The sequence below is a fragment of the Clostridium disporicum genome (genome assembly GCF_001405015.1).
Taxonomy (GTDB): domain Bacteria; phylum Bacillota; class Clostridia; order Clostridiales; family Clostridiaceae; genus Clostridium; species Clostridium disporicum_B.
Genome location: NZ_CYZX01000022.1, coordinates 24,172 through 40,997, shown reverse-complemented (window position 1 = coordinate 40,997; position 16,826 = coordinate 24,172). Strand labels below are relative to the sequence as shown.

The window sequence follows — 16,826 nt, the reverse complement described above, 5'->3', positions numbered from 1 at the left end:
TATCCTTCCGATAATAAACTTTCTGTTATCTTTTTGTTAATATCATAAATTAACAAAAGTAGAAGCTATTTAGCATAGCTCCTACTTTCAAATCCTACATTTTTTCTACTACTTCTATACCTATTAATTCTAATCCATTTTTAATTACTTGACATGTAGATTTTACTAGCGCTAATCTAGCTGCCATTAAACTCTTATCTTCTAAATTTAACACTGAATGATTATTGTAGAATTTATTAAATGTCTTAGCCACTTCAATAACATATCTAGTAACAACTGATGGTTCTAATTTTTCAATAGCTAAATGAATGTTTTTACCAAAACTTTCTAATGCTTTAACTAATTCAAATTCTTCTTTAGAATTTAACTTTGTAAAGTCTGGAGCTTCATTTACTTCACCAGCTCTAGTTAATATACTATTTGCTCTTGCATAAGAATATTGAACATACGGACCTGTTTCCCCTTCAAATGAAAGCATTTCTTTCCAATCAAAAACTATATCCTTCTCTCTTGAGTTCTTAAGATAAGTAAATACTACTGCTCCTACCCCTATCTTTTTAGCTACTTCCTCTTTATTTTCAAGGTTTGGATTCTTTTCATTTATTACTTCTAAAGTCTTATCTATTGATTCTCTTATTAAGTCATCAAGAAGTATAACTTCACCTTTTCTAGTTGATAATTTTCTATCAGCAAACTTAACTAATCCAAATCCAACATGCACACAATCCTTAGCCCATTCGTGCCCTGCAAGCTCTAATACCTTAAATACTTGTTTAAAATGTAATGCTTGTGGAGTTCCCACTACATATATACACTTATAAAAGTCGTACTTATTCTTTCTATACATAGCAGCTGCTAAGTCTCTTGTAGCATATATAGATGCCCCATCAGCCTTTAAAACTATACATGGAGGCATATTGTATTCATCAAGCATTACAACTTGAGCTCCATTACTTTCAACTAGTAAACCTTTATCTCTTAGCTCATTTACAACTACATCCATCTTATCGTTATAAAAAGCTTCACCTGCATACGAATCAAACTTAACATTAAATATATCATATACTCTTTGGAATTCTTTTAAGCTTAAATTTCTAAATCTTTCCCATAAAGCTTCTGCTTCTTTGTCTCCATCTTCTAAAGCTTTAAAATATGCTCTTCCTTCATCTTCTAAAGATGGATCTTTCTCAGCTTCATCATGGAATTTAACATAGATTCTTAAAAGTTCTGCTATTGCATCTTTTTCTAGAGCCTCTTCATTACCCCATCTTTTATAAGCAGATATAAGCTTACCAAATTGAGTTCCCCAATCTCCTAAGTGATTTATACCTTCAACTGTATAGCCTTCTTTTTTAAATAGTTTATATAAAGAATTCCCTATAGCTGTTGTAAATAAATGTCCTACATGGAACGGCTTAGCTATATTAGGAGATGAATATTCAACACATACTGTCTTTCCTTCACCTATATTTGAGCTTCCATAAGAATCACCTTCAGCAAGTATTTTTTCTATTGTATTCTTAGTAAACGTCCCTTTATCAACAAAAAAGTTTAAGTAAGGTCCTAAGCTTTCTATTTTTTCAAAACCTTCCTTATCTAATTTTTCCTTTAACTCTTCTGCTATCATATTAGGCGCTTTTCTAAAAGCCTTAGCTAATTGGAAACATGGGAAAGCAAAATCTCCCATCTCTGGCTTTGGTGGAATTTCTATTAACTTTTCTATGCTTTCTATATCCATATCTACTTCTGTTTTTATAAGTTCTGCAACTTTCTTTTTATAATCCATAAAACTACCTCCAACATTTATTATCACAATAATATTTTAAATTTTCAAAGTACTCTAAGTTCTTCAAAAAAATTGTTATACTTTCTATTATTCCCTTAAAATAAAAAAAACCATCTCCATAAATAAAGAGACGGATATTCCGCGGTACCACTCTAATTGCATTTTTATTCAATGCCACCTCGACGCTTTAACGCAGCTACTACGGTTTATCCTACTTAATTCGGTAAACTTCTCCAAGGCTCTATTTCCTTTAATATATCTTATGAACCTTACACCATCGTTCACTCGCTTTAAGACTTAACTAAAGTACTTTTCCTCTTCATAGAATTTCTTTTTTCATTTTATTATAACTAATAAAAAGATTTTTTGTCAATAAATCATAAATTTTTATTTGAACTTATATAAAATTAAATGTACAATAAGATAATGTAATATATAAATTTAATGAGATAAGAAAAGGTGCGTTATGGTTAAAATTGGAATTATTCATATAAGTTCAAGTTCACTTAGACTTGTACTTGCAGAAATTGAAGAAATCGGGTATTTCAGAGTTGTAGATGAATTAAAAACCCCAATGAAGATTTGCTACAATTTAAATAATACTTGTAAGGTATGTAATGAAAAATTGCATTATATAATTTCCACATTAAAAACTTACGAGTCTTTATGTCTAGCTAGTTGCACTTCGAATATAATTGCTATAGCAACAAATTCATTCAACCAAATTTGTGACAACGAAATCATAGTTAAATCACTTAAGGATAACTTCGATTTAGACTTAAGAATATTAACTCCAAAAGAAGAAATATATTATAACTATTTAGGAATAGTAAAAAGCCTAAATGTAGAAAACTCTCTTGTTGTTGAAATAACTGGTACTTCAACAAATTTAACCTGGGTTAAAGATGGTAATATCGAAGAATGGTCAGTACTACCTTTTGGTAATATTAATTTAACATATAATTATGGATTAAACGATAGAATTTTATCTGATTCTATAGATGAATGTAATTCTTTCATAAGTAATCACTTAAAAGATGTTGATTGGTTAAATAATTCTTTTGAGTCGATAATTCTTATAGGAGATGTAGGTCGTAATATAGCTAAAATAGATAAAAAACGTAGACGTTATCCTTTTGATAATTTTAATAACTATGAATTATTAGATAATGAAATACATGAACTTTATAACATGGTAAAATCTAAAGATTTAAGACAACGTCGTAAGATAGAGGGTCTTGAGCAAGATATGGCTGATACAATATTTACTTCTTTAGCAATATTCCATAATATTTCTGATTTAGTGAGCTCAAGATATATAAAGATATCTAATCATTCATTAAGAGAAGGTATACTTTATGAATTCCTAGATAATAATTATGATGTAATTCATGATATATTAGACTATAGTTTATATGGTATACTACATTCATTAAACTGCAATATCGATCACGCTAATCAAGTTTATAAAATAACTTTAGATTTATTTAACGCTTTAAAACCATTACATCACTTAGATGATAATTATTTAAATATATTAAAAACTAGTTCACTACTTCATGATTGTGGTATAAGTATTAATTATTTACAGCATCATAAACATTCTTTTTATATAATTCTTAACTCTTATATAAATGTTCTAAATCATAAAGAGTTATTAATGAGCGCTGCTATTGCCGCATCACATAGATTTAATAATTATCAAATACCAGTTCCTCAATTCTCATCTATAATCAATAAGCTTGATTTAAAAGCTATATATGAAATTGGAGCTTTATTAAAGATTGCAGAAGGATTAGATAGAAGCCTAGTTTCTTCTGTTAAAGATGTTGAAGTAACACTTAATGATGAAGAAGTTATTATTCTCCTATCTTCACCACTTAATTTAGATGTAGAAATTCATCAAGCATTAAGAGCTAGAGATTTCTTTAGAGAAGTATACGATAGAGATTTAATAATACGTAAAAAGTAAGTAAAAATTAAATGCCCTTATTAAAACATAAGGGCATTTAAACTACTTACTTTTTTATTATATAAAGCTAAATATAAAGCTTACAATATATAAAAAGAAGTTAATTATATATGAAGAAACCATTGATAGTATTCCTCTACCAAGCACTATAACTAACATTAATATTATTAACTGATATTGATATATTTTATCCGCATACTTATAAAAATTCTTTGGTGATATTGCTCTAAATATATCAAATCCAGCTAAGCCAGGAAGTGGAAGTAGCGTAAATATAGCTAGCCCAACATTTACTGTAACTATAGCTCCTAACATTCCTGCTATTACAACAAATATACTGCCAGGAAGCCACATAAACAACTTATTAAATAAAACATATATTATTGCCCCTAAAAAACCTACTATCAAATTCGCTAAAGGTGGTGCTATTGCAACCTTAATTGAATCTTTATAACCTCTTTTAAAAGCACTTGGATTTGTCTCTACCGGTTTTGTCCAACCAAATCCAACTAAAAGTATCATTAAGAATCCTATAGGATCTAAATGTGCTACTGGGTTTAGCGTTAGTCTACCTTGAAATCTAGGAGTTTTATCGCCCAATCTATCAGCAACAAAAGCTTTTCCATATCCTTGTGCAGTAAATGCAATCATAACTGCTGGAATACTAAGTATAATATTTAGTAATATCCCTCTAAATGAACCCATCTTTTCACCTCGTGTTCTTATTGTTTTAAAGTTATTATATCATATATTAATTATTTTTTTATATTATTAATAAATTTTTAATAAAAAATGGAGATAAATACCTATCTCCATTTACTATTACAATATACTTAATCTTCTTATGTCTGTGGTTGTTCTTGTGATATATCTTCTGGTTGAACTGGATCTGTTGCATTTACAGGTTTATCAGTTCCATCTACAGGTTGTTCTGTGCCTTCACCTGGTTTCTCTATACCTTCATCTGGTTTCTCTGTGCCTTCACCTGGTTGCTCTGTACTTCCACCTGGTTGTTCTGTACCTTCACTTGGTTGCTCTGTGCCTCCACCTGGTTGTTCTGTACTTCCACCCGGTTGCTCCGTACCTTCACTTGGTTGCTCTGTGCTTCCACCTGGTTGTTCTATAGGCTTTTCTTCAACTGGCGGTTTTGTTATTTCCTCTTGTTTTGGTAAATCTTGATCAATATTTTCATAATCTTCTGGATTTATTCCATTTTGACTATTATATATATCTTCATCTGCAGCATATTGAGCTAACTTTTGATATAAAGAATAGTAATCAAATTCATCAGGATTAGGAATTTTATCATTATATATGAAATCATGAAGAATTTGAGCATTTTGCTCTCCATCCATTAAGAATACCCATCCTAAATCCTTATACAATCTTCCCTCAGCAAGTTCTGGCGTTGGTATTTGTAATTGTTCTGTAACTAAAGAAGGGAATTTATATATTGTATAAGCCATATTTAAAGCTTGCAGTGGATCAATGTTAGTTTTTATATAATCTAACATTTTATTCATTATTCCAAGATATTTACTTGGTTTTGTTTCCCTAAGCTTCTCTGCTACCTTCATTAAAACTTCTTGTTGTCTAGCAGTTCTTTCAAACTCATCACCTGTATTGTATCTTATTCTTGCATAAGATAATGCTTGTTTTCCATTTAAAACTTGCAATCCTGTTTGCGTTACTGGACAATCATTTCCGCCAGTAGATTCTCCAATGTACTTATTAAGTTCTTCAAGTTGATAATCTTTTACATCAACTTCTATTCCACCAATTTGATCTATTATAGCTTCAAATCCCCAGAAATTAATTACTACATATTTATCTATATGTATATCGTATGTATCATTTATAGTCTCTAAAAGTAAACTTGGACCACCTAAAGCATAAGCTGCATTTAACTTTTGCTCTCCATACCCAGGAATATTTACTAAGGTATCTCTAAATAATGATGTTAATTTAATTTTTTTAGTATTATTATCTAAAGTCGCAATTATTATAGAATCTGATCTTGACTGTTCATCTAAAGTCCTTGCATCTGTACCAATAAGCAATACATTGGTTATTCCAGGTACTTCTTGATACTCACTATCTTTTATAGAATTAGAATTATCATTACTATATATTTTACCTCTGACATAAAGATATCCGCCTAATAAAAGCATAATAATTGCTATTAAAACAGATATAGTAGATACAATTATTTTCTTCCTATTTGACCACTTTTTTCTCTTATCTTTATTCTGCCTTCTTTTAACTGTATTATCTTCACTCATTATTAAACCTCCATAATTAATAACTATAAATTTACGTATTAATTATAATTTTGAAACTTTTTACTTTTTACTTTTCTTCATAATTATTTTGTGAACAAATTAAAGTATTTATTATATTCTTAGTATATATTATCACATTTTTCACAAAAAAACTTAATAACAATATGAATTCTTTATAAATTTTACATTTATCGATTTAAAAAATATTATTTAGCCATTTTTAATCGGAAAAAAAATCCTAAATTTCTTAATTTTCTATCGTTTTCTTAATATTTTAATGGGCAGAATATTAGTATAAGGAATATATTATTACGGATAAATTACTATATTTTTTAAATTATTGTTTACTTCTAAAACTTTAAGTATTAATATATATTTATTGTTTTAAAAAATAAGTTGTTTATTGGAGGTTTTTTATGGATATAAGTATTATTGGAATGCCTCTTTTTTATGGTTGCGATAGACCCGGTGTAGAAAAGGGACCTGACATTTTAAGAGAAAACAACCTTGATAAAATATTAGGAAAGAATCATTATGTTACTGATTTAGGTAACATTGATGTGGATTATATAGAGTCAAAGGACAAGTTCTTAGAAAATGATAAATTAAAATATTTAAAACAAGTAGTTGATGCAAATAATAGACTTGCCTCTAAAGTATATGAAGCATTAACAAACAACACTTTACCTTTTATTATTGGCGGTGATCATTCATTAGCTTTAGGCTCAATTGCAGGTTCAAGTAAATATTACGGTAATGATTTAGGCGTAATATGGATAGATGCTCATGGAGATATTAATACAGAAACAACTTCTCCTTCTGGCAATATTCACGGAATGCCATTAGCTGCATCTATGGGGATTGGTTATGAAAAATTAACTTCAATTTTTTTTGATGATTTTAAAGTTAAACCTGAAAATGTATTTATTATAGCATGTAGAGACTTAGATCAAGGTGAAGTTGAATTGATAGAAAAACTTAAAATAAATGTTTGGAATATAGATGATATACAAAATGGTAATTTAGATCAAATTATCGCTGATTTACTATCTATGATTAAAGAAAATAATATAAAAAATATTCATCTTTCTTATGATATAGACTGTTTAGATCCTGAATATGTTCCCGGCACTGGTACTCCAGTAGAAAATGGCTTAACTTTTGAAGAAAGTAAAAAACTTCTTAAATCAATTTTAGGTACAAGCTTGGTTAAATCTATAGATTTTGTTGAGTATAATCCAGAATTAGATTTAAATAACAAAACAAAAGAAACTTGTATTGAGCTTTTAAATATAATTTCTGCTGAATTAAAATAAGATTTATAAGAAACTTCTTTTAGGAGTTTCTTATTTGTTTTTAAAAAGATATATGATATTATTAAACATATATCTTTTTATTTTGGAGGAAATAATGAAATTACTTTTTTTCGATACTGAAACTACTAGCGTAAAACCAGGTAATATATGCCAATTAAGTTATATAACTGTAGATACTTCAACTAAACCACAAACTACTATAGGTAAGAATTTTTTCTTTACAGTTGATGAAATGGATGAAGGTGCTGAAGCTATTCATGGATTTTCTTTAGAAAAATTATATGAATTATCAGATGGTCTTGAATTTTTTGATCAAATCCAAGAATTTATGAAAGACTTCTTTGATGCTGACTTTGTAATAGGTCATAATGTTCAATTTGATGTTAAATTCTTAAAACATGAAGTAGACTCACTTTATCAAGCTGGCATGATAGATACCAATTGGGAACCAAAAAGAACTTTCTGTACTATGGCTTATTATAAACCTATATGTAATATACCATCTGCTAATGGAAATGGTATTAAAAACCCTAAACTTTCTGAAGTTATAAACTTTTTAGGAATTTCTGATGAAACAATAGCAGCTAAAGCTGATGAATTATTCCAAGGAAGTGGAAATTACCATGATGCTAGATTCGATACAGCTGCGGTATATTTACTTGTTATAGAGGGTATGAAAAAGAAACTTATTAAACCTGGATTTTTTTCAAACCAACTAAATAGCTAATCACCTTAAGTTATACATACTTTTAAAATGCTGTTCGCAAAGCTCACAGGTAAAAAGTCAAATACATGGAAATAAAAAGGCTACTATCGTAGTAGGGAAAAGTTAACTTAAGTAATAGCTAAAAGTACTAATATATACTTTGCACTATTGCCACAATCAATGTTTTCCCTGTCACGTCAGTAACCTTTTTCTTTTTAAATTAAGTCAAGCCTTTTCCTAAATTTCTCAGCAATTTATTTAATTACCACTCCACACTTCTATACTATCATTATAACTTTCTACAATTCCAAATGTTCTATCAAAGGATTCATCTACTCTTATAGTTTGATAGTAATCCAAATAATCAGCTTCATTCTCCGTAGCTGGAACTACCTGATAACAATAATTTCCATTAAAGATATTTAACTTTACCCATGTAGGGATATATTGCGGTACATCAACTGTAACTTCGCCAGTTTTAAAATTCTTAGTTATATTAACAGATACCATTAATCCATCTTCAGTATAAGGGTTACCTATACTTTCTGTTCTCTGACTAGATATAAAATTTCCTAGGGAATATATTACCGCAGTACTATGGTTACCGTCATCTGATTCTAGAATATCTATAGGTTGAATTGTATGCGGATGGTCTCCGAAAATTATATCAACACCTTCATTAGCCAAAAACTGTGCTATTGTTAGTTGACTTTCATTTGGTTCTAACTGATATTCTTCTCCCCAATGCATATAAAATACTATTACATCTACCCCATCATCTTTCATTTTATCTATTTCCTTTTTCATTTCTAAAAGGTCATTGTCTAAATCATATGGATTAAAAGTATTCATTAAGCTATATAAATTATCAGGAATAGGTATTCCATTTAATCCTCTAGCTTCCTCATAAGCATCTGTAGTGTATCCATAGGCTGTAATTCCAACTTTTATATTTTTCACTTCTTTTATAATATATCTTGAGTCTTTTTCGCTATCTCTTGTTCCTATAACATCAAAACCTTTTTCTTTTAACACTTCTCTAGTACGGATAAAACCATATTCTCCTTTATCTAGTGAATGGTTACTCATATTACTAATTATATCTACTCCAGATTTTTTTAATGAATCTGCTAATTCATCTGGAGTGTTAAAACAAGGATATCCTGAGTATCCACTTTCTTCTCCTGCTAAAGTAGTCTCTAAGTTTGCTATAGTTAAATCAGCTTTGCTTAAATAATCTTTTATTAATTCAAAATTATAATCAAAATTATAAGTATCGTTACTCCAATCATACATAGCTTGTACAATATCTATATGCATTAACAAATCTCCTACAGCCATTATTTCTATAGTTTCAATTCGTTCATCTTCTATTTCATCTTTTTTTATTATTTCTTCATCAAACTTAATAGTTTCATCCTTAGTTTCATTTGAATTATAATTAGTTGCTTCATCTGAGTAAGTCGCTATATTCTTATTTTCACTTCTGTTTATATCTTTGTAAATAATTATTCCGATTAAACCTATTACAATAACAAAAAAAATACTTCTATAAATCATTTTAATTTTACTTTTCATATATTTCACCTCTAGTAAAATTATAATTCTTTGCAACTTTATTTTCCATTATTTTACATTTGCTTTTTCTTATATATTTCTACATTTCACACTAAATGTTTACAATATTTTATAATAACTATATACAAAGTATCATTTATATTTTTAATAATTACGGATATAATAAAAGATATACTTATTTATAAAAAAAGAGATGTACTTATCGTACATCTCCTTTTACAATACAATTATAAAAACTTATATAATTCCTTACATTTTTCCTTATCCATAGCTGGAATTCCTTCTAGTCTATATTTTATTCCCATAGTTTCATACTTACTTATACCTAAAAGATGATATGGTAATAATTCTACCTTTTCAACATTTTCAAGAGTTCTTATAAAATCCCCAAGATTCCTAATATACTCTTCACTATCTGTAATACCTGGAACTACAACTTGTCTTATCCATAACTTAGTACCACACTTTTTGCAAGCTTCTAAGAATTTTAAACTTTCATCAATATCACTACCTGCTAGATCCTTATATCCTTCTTTAGTAAGATGTTTAACATCAAAAAGTACTAAATCAACATATTTTAATATTTCTTCATAATTTCCAAAACCAACTCCAGAAGTATCTAACGTAGTATGTATATTCTTGTCCTTACATAATTTTAATGCTTCTATTAAAAATTCTGGTTGTCTTAAAGGATCTCCCCCTGAAAATGTTATTCCTCCTCCAGATCTTTCAAAATAACTTCTAAATCTTGAAACCTTATTTATTAATTCTTCAGGAGTCATAAGTAATTCTCCTTCACCTGACCAAGTATCAGGATTATGACAATATTTACATCTCAATGCACATCCTTGCATAAACACAACTACTCTAATTCCTGGCCCATCAACTAATCCCATACTTTCTATGGAATGTATTTTTCCCTTTATCATTTTCAACCTCCTGATAAATATATTAGTTCAATTAACTTTTCACATTAATATCCATATATTTTTGTTTATATATATCAAAATTATACACTTTTTATCACCTTTTGTTAATGTAATTTATTCCCACGATATTTCTTGCTGTTAATTCTACCTAAACAACATTTTTTTCCTTTTAACTATATAACTTTGATTTTTACTTGACATTTTGATAATATCATTATTCCCGATTTTTAACACTTTTTTCTTTTTCTTAGTTATACTAAACTTTTAATGCAATATTTTTAAACTCCAAATACCTCATATTCCATTAAACCCTTTCAACTCAACGTTTTTCATTGATATTTTTTTAATTTTTTTTTAACAAAAACATTGCTTTTCTTCCACATTATATATATAATACTATTTGTTTGTTTAGTAATTTTAAACCTTTAGTTTAGTAATAGTTACTAAACTTTTTTGTAGTAGGAGGTGAAAATATGGAGATAGGTGAAAAAATCAAGCGAATGCGAATCGAGAAAGGTCTTACACAAGAGGAGCTAGCTAATAGATGTGAACTTTCAAAAGGATTTATTTCTCAACTTGAAAATGATTTAACATCACCATCTATCGCTACCCTAATAGATATTCTAGAAATATTAGGGACAAACCTTAAAGAATTTTTTAGCGATGATAAAGAAGAAAAAATTACATATACATACGAAGATATGTTTGAAACAGAAAATGAAGAATTAAAATATAGTCTTATGTGGTTGGTGCCAAATGCTCAAAAAAACGAAATGGAACCAATTATGATAACTCTTGAACCTAATGGGCAATATATAGAAGAAGAACCTCATGAAGGTGAAGAGTTTGGGTATGTTTTATCTGGAAGTATTACCCTACATCTTGGTAAAAAGAAATTTAAAGTAAAGAAAGGTGAAAGTTTTTACTTTAAACCAAGATCAAATCACTATATTTCCAACTCTGGAAAAACTCCAGCAAAGGTGATTTGGATTAGTACTCCACCATCATTTTAGCATTAAGAAAGAGGTGTTTTATTTTGAGTCAAAACATTATTGAATTAAAAGAAATTTCTAAAACATACGGAGAGAATAAAGTTTTAAATAACCTTTCATTAAATATAAAGAAAAATGAATTTTTAACTCTTTTAGGACCTAGTGGTTGTGGTAAAACAACAACACTTAAAATAATAGCAGGTTTCGAAAATGCTGATGAAGGTGTGGTTCTATTTGCAGATGAAAACATCACAAATCTTCCTCCATATAAAAGAAAGTTAAATACAGTATTCCAAAAGTACGCTTTATTTCCTCATATGAATATATATGAAAACATAGCTTTTGGTTTAAAAATAAAGAAGCTTCCTAAAAATGAGATTGATAAAAAGGTTAAAGAAATGCTAAAACTAGTTGCTCTTGAAGGTTTTGAAAAAAGATCTGTTGAATCATTAAGTGGTGGTCAACAGCAAAGAGTTGCTATAGCTAGAGCTTTAGTAAATGAACCTGAAGTTTTATTATTAGATGAACCACTTGGTGCTCTTGACTTAAAGCTTAGAAAAGAAATGCAAATTGAGCTTAAGAAAATTCAACAAGAGCTTGGAATAACATTTATCTTCGTCACTCATGACCAAGAAGAAGCATTGACTATGTCAGATACTATCGTAGTAATGAATAAAGGGGTAATCCAACAAATGGGTTCACCTGAAGACATTTATAATGAACCAGCTAATGCTTTCGTTGCAGACTTCATAGGTGAAAGTAACATTTTAGATGGAATTATGCTTGAAGACTATAAAGTTGAGTTTTCTAATGTTATATTCCAATGTGTTGATGCAGGATTTGATAAAAATGAAAAAATTGATGTAGTAATAAGACCAGAAGATATTGAAATAACATCTCCTGAAAGTGGAATGTTACAAGGTAAAGTTAATACAGTAACCTTTAAAGGTGTACATTATGAAATTGAAGTTGAAGAAAAAAATCAAAAATGGATAATACATAACACAAAATCTGCTGTAGTTGATAGTATGGTAGGATTAAATATTGATCCTGAAGCTATCCACATAATGAGAAAGGTGTCTGAATAATCATGAAAAAAAACAATGGAAAAAGTATACTTCCAGCAGCACCTTATATTGTTTGGAGTTCACTATTTATTGTAATTCCACTTTTAATAGTAATATTCTTCAGTTTCACAGTAAGTACTTCAGATGGTTATAAATTTTCACTAGAAAATTTTCAGAGATTATTAGATCCAAATTACTTTACAGTCTTTAAAAGAAGTATCTGGCTTGCTCTTAAAGCTACTATAGGTTGTTTAATCCTTGGATATCCTGTAGCATATTTAATTTCTAAGATGAGACCTGGTAAACGTGATATGCTTATAATGCTTTTTATAGTTCCAATGTGGATGAACTTTCTACTTAGAACTTATGCATGGCTCCCTATCTTAGGAAAAAACGGAATTATAAATAATTTCCTTGCTTTTATAGGTGTTGGTAGAATCAATCTTCTATACAATGATTTTGCAGTACTTCTTGGTATGATTTATAATTTCCTTCCATTTATGGTGCTTCCTATATACACTGTTCTTACGAAAATGGATAAGGATTTAATAAATGCAGCATCCGATCTTGGTGCAAATAGAGTAAAAGTATTTACAAAAATAATATTTCCATTAAGTATGCCAGGTGTTATATCTGGAATAACAATGGTCTTTATGCCTGCTGTTTCAACTTTCGTAATATCAAGACTTCTTGGTGGTGGTCAATACATGCTACTAGGAAATTTAATAGAACAGCAATACACTACTATGGGTGACTGGAACTTCGGTTCTGCCATAGCTATATTTATGATGATTATAATCTTAATTTCAATGGGTATTATGAACCTATTTGAAAGTTCTGACGATAAAGAAGGAGGAGGAAGCATGTTATGGTAAAAAAACTTGAATCTTTTATAAAGAGATTTTATCTTATTTTAATATTTATCTTTTTATATACACCAATAATAACATTAATGGTTTTCTCCTTTAATGATTCTAAATCTATGGGTAAATGGAATGGCTTTACTCTTAGATGGTATAGTGAGTTATTTCAAAATGCAAGAATAATGAATGCATTAAAGTATACTCTAATAATTGCGGTAGTTGCATCAATAATAGCAACAATTATAGGGACTCTTGCAGCTATAGGAATTCATAGAATGAAAGGACTTCCTAAAAAAACACTGCTTAATATAAACTACTTACCAGTTTTAAATCCAGATATAGTTACTGGTATATCACTTATGAGTTTATTTATATTCCTTAAACCATTATTAAATATAGAATTTGGTTTTTTAACGATGTTATTAGCTCATATTACTTTCAATATACCTTACGTAATATTATCAGTACTACCTAAATTAAAGCAAATGCCTGCAAATATAACAGATGCTGCATTAGATTTAGGCGCAACGCCTGGATATGCTATGAGAAAAATAATATTACCACAAATTAAACCTGGTATATTCGCTGGACTTCTTATGGCATTTACAATGTCTATAGATGACTTTGTAATAAGTTTCTTTACTACAGGTCCTGGAGTAACTAACCTATCAATTGAAATTTACTCTATGGCTAGAAAAGGAATTAACCCTTCAATAAATGCGTTATCTACGCTTATGTTTGTAACAGTATTAATTTTATTATTAATTGTTAATAGAAAAGAATTTACTTCAAGAGGTGGTAAGGTTGAAAAAAATTAAAAAACTAAGTGCTCTTGCAGCTGCTACTGTTCTAACAGCTTCTCTTTTTACTGGCTGCGGAAATAGTAATGTTGGAGAAAATGGAACTATAAACTTCTTTAATGTTGGGGACTACATTGATGAAGCATTAATTCAAAAATTTCAGAAAGAGACTGGAATCAAAGTTAACTACGATACTTACGATACTAATGAAATAATGTATCAAAAGGTAAAAACTAATCCAGGTACTTACGATTTAGTTGTACCATCAGACTACATGGTTCAAAAAATGATTAATGAAGGTCTTGCTGAAAAGATAGATTTTAATAATATACCTAATTATCAATATATAAACCCAGAATTTAAGGATTTATCTTATGATCCAAACAATGAATATTCTGTACCATACATGTGGGGAACTGTTGGTATATTATATGATACAACTAGAGTTACAGATCCTGTAACTAGCTGGGATATATTATGGGATAGTAAATATAATGATGAAATATATATGTTCAACTCTCTTAGAGATGCTTTAGCTGTTGCTTTCTTAAAAGATGGATATTCAATAAATACTACTGACCCATCTCAAATAGAAGATGCTAAAAAGGCTTTAATAGAACAGTTATCTTTAACTAATCCTATATATGTAAATGATGAAGTTAAAGATAATATGATATCTGGAGAAAAAGCTCTTGCTACTGTATGGTCTGGAGATGCAATATACTGTATGGCTTCTAATCCTGATTTAGCTTATGCTATTCCTGAAGAAGGTTCAAATAAATGGGTTGATGCTTTAGTAATACCTAAAGATGCTCCTAATAAAGCAGGCGCTGAAGCATTTATAAACTTCTTATGTGATCCTCAAAATGCTAAAGAAAATGTTGATTATATAGGATATTCAACTCCAAATAAAGCTGCATTCGATCTATTAGATGATGAAACAAAAAATAATCCTGCTGCATATCCTTCAGATGAAGTATTAGATAAATGTGTATTATTTGTTGATCTAGACAAAAGTACATTAAAATTATATGAGGATGCTTTTACAGAAGTATTGTCACAATAAAAAAAGAAGCGAATTTTTCGCTTCTTTTTTATTTTAACCCTAGCAATCTAAAGTTAATTTGTATTTTATCAATTTCTTTGAAATTTGAAACGTACAAACTTTTCTTAATATCTTCACTAATATCTTCTATCATTTTTTATGGTATAATTAATAATAAATATTAATAAAAACGGAGGATGCTATGATAAGATACCATGTAATTCTAGATGGAAGAGTCCAAGGTGTAGGATGTAGGTTTTTTTGCCAAATGAATGCAACTTCGCTTTCATTAACTGGTTGGGTTCGAAACTTGGATAACGGTATGGTTGAACTTGAAGTACAAGGTGATGAAAAATCTGTAGATAAATATATTTCAATAATCAGTAAAGGAAATAGATTTATACGAATTGATGATTATTCAATTAAAAAGAAAGATATAGTTTCTAACGAACGTTCTTTTAAAACAACTTACTAACTTCTTAGTACTGCAAAAAAAGTGGCTTTTACAAGCCACTTTTTGCTTTGGAATCAAAAATCATTAGGTTATATTTTTGTATAACATTAATAAGTTTATCTGCATATATTTTTTCTCCGTTCTCATCTTCCGCTGTACTATAACCTGCATTTTCTAAAGCCTGTGCTTGGCTTTTATATTCTTTTCCATCAAACAAACCATTCACCCTATATCTTTCATTTTCATTCAAGAATTCACCATGATCTGCTATGGATTGAAGAATATTATCATACTTTCTAAAATTCGCCTCTATAATATCATCATAATTTTCTTTTGTTGTCATAGTTGCTATAGCTCCATCCCAACGACTATCTGCTTTTATTCCAAATATATTATTATGTTCTAATGCTAACTCAGACTCTCCCCATCCAGATTCTAATATAGCTTGTGCCATTGTTATAGATGGTAAAATACCATAATTATAATAATTATCTAAAGCAGCTGGATATATTTCGTTAATAAATGTCATTTTAGCTTCATCTTTATATAAATCCTTATATAAAGTATTATCATTTATTTCATTTAGAAAAGCTTTTACCTTCTCTTCTTCTTCATTATTTACTTTTAATCTTTCTAAAACCTCATCAACAGTAAATAATGTATATTCACCATTTTCACCATTTTTCAAAAACACTTTTGCTATCTTTGAAACAAGTTCATCTTCTTTACCATCATTAAGCACTTCATTTATAGCCGCAACTTCTTGCCAGTTTACTTGAGCTTTTCCTTCACTAACATTATCTGTCACATCTATATAATATTTTATTTTATCGTAACCTAAAGTATCGAAATCTGTTCTAGTAAAGAATATATTTCTTCCAAACAGTATTAAAGCAGTAAATATAATTACAACTATAAATGGATACAATTTAACCTTCTTTTTTGTTGTTTTATATCCATAGTTATTTATACCATTATATATAAGTTTTTCATTCACATAATCACCTCACATAATAAATATATGATAAAACTATTA

General features: G+C 28.7%; 15 protein-coding genes and 1 other annotated feature. Of the genes, 9 read left to right on the top strand and 6 right to left on the bottom strand.

From position 1 onward, the window contains the following. Positions 1-94 precede the first annotated feature (94 nt). Positions 95-1,786, bottom strand: coding sequence for an arginine--tRNA ligase (gene argS, locus ARA56_RS13470; RefSeq protein WP_055267538.1), 1,692 nt, complete (start codon positions 1,784-1,786; stop codon positions 95-97). Positions 1,787-1,909: 123 nt separating this feature from the next. Then, positions 1,910-2,118 (bottom strand) — a binding site (T-box leader). A 134-nt stretch (positions 2,119-2,252) separates the two neighbouring features. Between argS and ARA56_RS13465 the strand changes: the two genes are divergently transcribed. Next, positions 2,253-3,758: a Ppx/GppA phosphatase family protein gene (locus ARA56_RS13465; RefSeq protein ID WP_055267536.1), complete on the top strand. Its 1,506-nt coding sequence runs from the start codon at positions 2,253-2,255 to the stop codon at positions 3,756-3,758. 57 nt (positions 3,759-3,815) lie between these two features. Here ARA56_RS13465 and ARA56_RS13460 read toward each other — a convergent pair whose 3' ends face one another. Continuing rightward, complete coding sequence (locus tag ARA56_RS13460) at positions 3,816-4,463, bottom strand: site-2 protease family protein (RefSeq protein ID WP_055267534.1); 648 nt, start codon at positions 4,461-4,463, stop codon at positions 3,816-3,818. Between the two features lie 137 nt (positions 4,464-4,600). Then, positions 4,601-6,040 carry an LCP family protein gene (locus tag ARA56_RS13455; protein WP_055267532.1) on the bottom strand — a complete coding sequence of 480 codons (1,440 nt, stop codon included), beginning with the start codon at positions 6,038-6,040 and terminating at the stop codon, positions 4,601-4,603. Between the two features lie 416 nt (positions 6,041-6,456). Here ARA56_RS13455 and rocF point away from each other — a divergent pair, with 416 nt between their 5' ends. Continuing rightward, a complete protein-coding gene (gene rocF / locus ARA56_RS13450; protein WP_055267530.1) occupies positions 6,457-7,356 on the top strand; it encodes an arginase in 900 nt (299 codons plus the stop codon). Between the two features lie 94 nt (positions 7,357-7,450). Further along, positions 7,451-8,083: a 3'-5' exonuclease gene (locus ARA56_RS13445; protein WP_055267528.1), complete on the top strand. Its 633-nt coding sequence runs from the start codon at positions 7,451-7,453 to the stop codon at positions 8,081-8,083. Between the two features lie 237 nt (positions 8,084-8,320). Here the strand turns inward: ARA56_RS13445 and ARA56_RS13440 are convergent, their stop codons facing one another. Together ARA56_RS13440 and pflA are read right to left on the bottom strand one after the other, a co-directional pair. Beyond that, complete coding sequence (locus ARA56_RS13440) at positions 8,321-9,640, bottom strand: CapA family protein (RefSeq protein ID WP_055267526.1); 1,320 nt, start codon at positions 9,638-9,640, stop codon at positions 8,321-8,323. Between the two features lie 227 nt (positions 9,641-9,867). Continuing rightward, positions 9,868-10,569, bottom strand: coding sequence for a pyruvate formate-lyase-activating protein (gene pflA, locus ARA56_RS13435; RefSeq protein WP_055267524.1), 702 nt, complete (start codon positions 10,567-10,569; stop codon positions 9,868-9,870). Positions 10,570-11,042: 473 nt separating this feature from the next. Between pflA and ARA56_RS13430 the strand changes: the two genes are divergently transcribed. From ARA56_RS13430 to ARA56_RS13405, 6 genes are all read left to right on the top strand, one after another. Then, positions 11,043-11,582 carry a helix-turn-helix domain-containing protein gene (locus ARA56_RS13430; protein ID WP_055267522.1) on the top strand — a complete coding sequence of 180 codons (540 nt, stop codon included), beginning with the start codon at positions 11,043-11,045 and terminating at the stop codon, positions 11,580-11,582. Between the two features lie 23 nt (positions 11,583-11,605). Continuing rightward, entirely contained in the window at positions 11,606-12,649 is a 1,044-nt protein-coding gene (potA, locus tag ARA56_RS13425; RefSeq protein WP_055267520.1) for a spermidine/putrescine ABC transporter ATP-binding protein, read from the top strand. 2 nt (positions 12,650-12,651) lie between these two features. Beyond that, positions 12,652-13,503, top strand: a complete 852-nt coding sequence (locus ARA56_RS13420; RefSeq protein ID WP_055267518.1) for an ABC transporter permease — start codon at positions 12,652-12,654, stop codon at positions 13,501-13,503. Next, a complete protein-coding gene (locus ARA56_RS13415; RefSeq protein ID WP_055267516.1) occupies positions 13,497-14,309 on the top strand; it encodes an ABC transporter permease in 813 nt (270 codons plus the stop codon). Before ARA56_RS13420 ends, ARA56_RS13415 begins: the two co-directional genes overlap by 7 nt. Further along, the gene (locus ARA56_RS13410; protein WP_055267514.1) at positions 14,296-15,357 is read left to right on the top strand and encodes an ABC transporter substrate-binding protein; all 1,062 of its coding nucleotides are present in this window, start codon (positions 14,296-14,298) and stop codon (positions 15,355-15,357) included. The genes ARA56_RS13415 and ARA56_RS13410 overlap by 14 nt, the downstream gene beginning before the upstream one ends. A 181-nt stretch (positions 15,358-15,538) precedes the next feature. After that, complete coding sequence (locus ARA56_RS13405; RefSeq protein WP_055267512.1) at positions 15,539-15,811, top strand: acylphosphatase; 273 nt, start codon at positions 15,539-15,541, stop codon at positions 15,809-15,811. A 28-nt stretch (positions 15,812-15,839) separates the two neighbouring features. On the opposite strand, the gene ARA56_RS13400 is transcribed toward ARA56_RS13405, so the two are convergent. Continuing rightward, positions 15,840-16,787 carry a glycoside hydrolase family 73 protein gene (locus tag ARA56_RS13400; protein ID WP_084759040.1) on the bottom strand — a complete coding sequence of 316 codons (948 nt, stop codon included), beginning with the start codon at positions 16,785-16,787 and terminating at the stop codon, positions 15,840-15,842. Positions 16,788-16,826: the final 39 nt, after the last annotated feature.